This window comes from Acidovorax sp. CF316 (genome assembly GCF_000276605.1).
Lineage (GTDB): Bacteria > Pseudomonadota > Gammaproteobacteria > Burkholderiales > Burkholderiaceae_C > Acidovorax.
Genome location: NZ_AKJX01000290.1, coordinates 1 through 3,622 on the forward strand (window position 1 = coordinate 1; position 3,622 = coordinate 3,622).

Annotated in this window: 1 protein-coding gene and 1 pseudogene; both read left to right on the top strand. The window is 71.1% G+C overall.

Annotated features, from left to right (window positions below; genetic code table 11):
• Positions 1–81 precede the first annotated feature (81 nt).
• Entirely contained in the window at positions 82–2,646 is a 2,565-nt protein-coding gene (locus tag PMI14_RS32475; protein ID WP_007861893.1) for a bifunctional diguanylate cyclase/phosphodiesterase, read from the top strand.
• A gap of 37 nt (positions 2,647–2,683) precedes the next feature.
• Positions 2,684–3,514: pseudogene (locus PMI14_RS32480) on the top strand (FAD-dependent monooxygenase); the annotation flags it as partial.
• Positions 3,515–3,622: the final 108 nt, after the last annotated feature.

Below are 3,622 nucleotides of genomic sequence, written 5' to 3' on the forward strand. Positions count from 1 at the left end.
TGGCAGGCCTGTGCCGGTGGACCTGTTCGAGCGTGAACACCTGCCCGAGCCCCCGGTCCCGGCCCCTGCCGCCGAAGCGCCATGACCGCCGTGCCAGGGCCCACCCCCGCCGCGCCCGCACCTGCCGCCACCGTGCTGTGGGTGGATGGCGATGCGCCGCACGCGCAGGCGGCCATCGCCGTGCTGGCCCAGCGCTGCCCGGGCTGGCGCGTGGTGCACAGCCCCTCGGCCGAGGCCGCCTCCCTGCTGCTGGCGGCGCAGACCTGGGATGCGCTGGTGCTGTGCCTGGACCCGCAGATCCAGGAGCTGCCCAGCCTGCTCGAGCTGTGCGCCGGGCGCCCGGTGCTGCTGTGCCTCGATGCGCAGCAGGAGGCCCTGGCGGCACGCGGCTTTCGCTGCGGCCTGGGGGACTATGCGCTGCGCGCAGCGGATGGCAGCCACCTGCCCGAGCTGGTGCACCGCCTGTCCGCGCTGGTGGGCCGCCAGGGCGCGGTCGCCGTCCCCGGGGCGGCGCAGCAGCCCATGCGCACGGTGGATGCACGCATCTGGCACGAGGCGCTGACCCTGCTGCAGGAGCAGCGCCAGGGCCTGCAGGTCACGCTGGCGAGCATGAGCCAAGGCATCTTCCGGACCGGGCCGGACGGTCGCATCACCATCTACAACCAGCGCGTGCTGGAGCTGCTGAACCTGCCCGAATCGCTGATGGCCGCCCGGCCCACCCTGGCCGAGCTCACGCAGCTGCAGGCCGAGCGGGGGGATTTCGGCAGCGGCTACAACCTGGTGGACCACCGCGGGCGCGACTACATTGCGCGCTCCGCCGTGGACCCCTCGCCCGAGGTCTACTGGCGCACCACGCGCGATGGCCGCACCTTCGAAGTGCGCACCACGCGGTTGCCCGATGGCGGGCTGGTGCGCACCTTCACCGACGTGAGCGACTATGTGCGTGTGGAAAATGAGCTGCGCGAGAGCGAGGCGCGCTTTCGCGGCCTGAGCGACCTGTCCTCAGACTGGTACTGGGAGCACGACGCCGATGGCCGCTTCGTGCAGCTGGCGGGCGACCTGAGCGTCAACGGCATCCCCCTGTCGAGCGTGATGGGCCGTACCCGCTGGGAGATCGGCGCGCTCAACATGGGCGATGCCGACTGGGACGCCCACCGCGCGGTGCTCGCGGCGCAGCAGCCGTTCCGCGACCTGGAGCTGCAGCGCCAGCGGCCCGATGGCAGCATGCACTGGATCTCGGTGAGCGGGGTGCCCGTGTTCGACGGCCAGGGCGTGCTGCGCGGCTACAGGGGAGTGGGGCGTGACATCACCGAGCGCAAGCAGGCCGAGCTGCAGATCGAGCGGCTGGCGTTCTTCGACGCGCTCACCGGCCTGCCCAACCGCCGCCTGCTGATGGACCGCCTGCAGCGCGCCACCGTGGCGGCCGGGCGCAGCCACGCGCATGGCGCGCTGCTGTTCATCGACCTCGACAACTTCAAGGACCTCAACGACACGCTGGGCCACGACACCGGTGACCAGTTGCTGGTGCGCGTGGCCAGGCGCCTGCTGTCCTGCGTGCGCGAGAGCGACACCGTGGCCCGTTTTGGCGGTGATGAATTCGTGGTGCTGCTCGACGGCCTGCACAGCGACGTGGCGCATGCCAGCAGCGAGGCCGCGACCATTGCGCAGAGCATCCTGGCCGCCCTGGGCAAGCCCTACGACATGGACGGCATCAGCCACCACAGCACGCCCAGCATCGGCATCGCGCTGTTCGGGCAGCGCCCGTCCACGCCGGACGAGCTGCTCAAGCATGCCGACCTGGCCATGTACCAGGCCAAGGCGGCGGGGCGCAACACGCAGCGCTTCTTCGACCCCGACATGCAGGCCGCCGTGAGCATGCGCGCGGCGCTGGAGGCCGACCTGCGCCGCGGCCTGAACCAGCAGGAGCTGCTGCTGTACTGCCAGCCGGTGGTGGATGCCTCCGGCAAGCTGCTCGGCGCCGAGGCCCTGGTGCGCTGGAACCACCCGCGCCGGGGATTGGTGCTGCCCGGCGAGTTCATCCCGCTGGCCGAGCAGACCGGCCTCATCCTGCCGCTGGGCCAGTGGGTGCTGGAAGCCGCCTGTGCCCAGCTGGTGCTGTGGTCGCGCAGCGCGCTCACGCGCCCCTTCTTCCTGTCGGTGAATGTGAGCGTGCGCCAGTTCCGCCAGCCCGATTTCGTGACCCAGGTGCTCGGTGCGCTGCAGGCCAGCGGCGCCAACCCCGAGCGCCTGCGCTTCGAGCTGACCGAAAGCCTGCTGCTCACCGATGTGGAGGACAGCATCGCCCGCATGGAGCAGTTGCGCCGCCACGGGGTGGGTTTTTCAATGGACGACTTCGGCACCGGCTACTCCTCGCTCAGCTACCTCAAGCGCCTGCCGCTGGACCAGCTCAAGATCGACCAGGGCTTCGTGCGCGACCTGCAGACCGACCCCAACGATGCCGCCATCGTGCGCACCATCCTGGCCCTGGCGCGCAGCCTCGATCTTTCGGTGGTGGCCGAAGGGGTGGAGACACCGGGCCAGTTCGAGTTCCTGCAGCGCCACGGCTGCCAGGCCTTCCAGGGCTACCTGTTCGCGCGCCCCATGCCGGCCGAGATGCTGGAGCGCGCCCTGCTTCCTGCGCCATGACAAACCCGGGGCGCACCGGGCGGGCGACAATCGGCGCATGAAGAAACAGGTGCTGGTGGCGGGCGGGGGCATAGGCGGGCTGGCTGCGGCCCTGGGCGCATCGCGCGCCGGTTGGGATGTGCGGCTCTACGAGCGCGCCGCGGCCTTCAGCGAGGTGGGGGCGGGCGTGCAGCTCGGGCCCAACGTGGTGCGCCGCCTGCAGGCCTGGGACCTGCACCGGCCGCTGCAGTCGGTGGCCGCGTTTCCGGCCCGCTTGCAGGTGCGCAGCGCCCTGTCGGGGCGCGAACTGGCCGAGCTGCCGCTGGGCGCCACCGCCATCGAGCGCTATGGCGCCGCCTATGCCACCATCCACCGCGCCGACCTGCACAGCCTGCTGCTGGCCGCCGTCACCAAGTACACCGACACCCAGCTGAACCTGGCGCACGCCATCGAGGGCTTCACCGACGGCAGCACGGCCACGAGCCCCATCCCGGGGGCCGAAACCGCCGTCACCGTGCGCACCAGCCGCGGCAAGGAGGTGGAGGGCGACGCGCTGGTGGGGGCCGACGGCCTGTGGAGCGGCACGCGCCTGCAACTGCTGGGCGGCACCGCGCCGCGCGCCACGGGCCACCTGGCCTACCGTGCCCTGGTGCCGCAGGAGGCCCTGCCCAAGGCCCTGCGCACCCAGCAGATCACCGCCTGGCTGGGCCCGCGCCTGCACGTGGTGCAGTACCCCGTGCGGCGTGGCGAGCTGCAGAACCTGGTGGTCATCATCGAAGGCCCGGCACCCGAAGACATGCAGGGCTGGGACCATGCCGCCAATGCCGCCGACCTGGAGCAGGCCCTGCAGCGCGCCTGCCCGGCGCTGCAGCACGCCGTGTATGGCGTGAGGGAAAGAGTGTAGATCTCGGTGGTCGCCGTATCATTAGATCGGAAGAGCGTCGTGTAGGGAAAGAGTGTAGATCTCGGTGGTCGCCGTATCATTAAAAAAAAACAC

Excerpts from the sequence above, each read along its gene's own strand:
- PMI14_RS32475 (WP_007861893.1), top strand. The coding sequence starts at position 82 with ATGACCGCCGTGCCAGGGCCCACCCCCGCCGCGCCCGCACCTGCCGCC.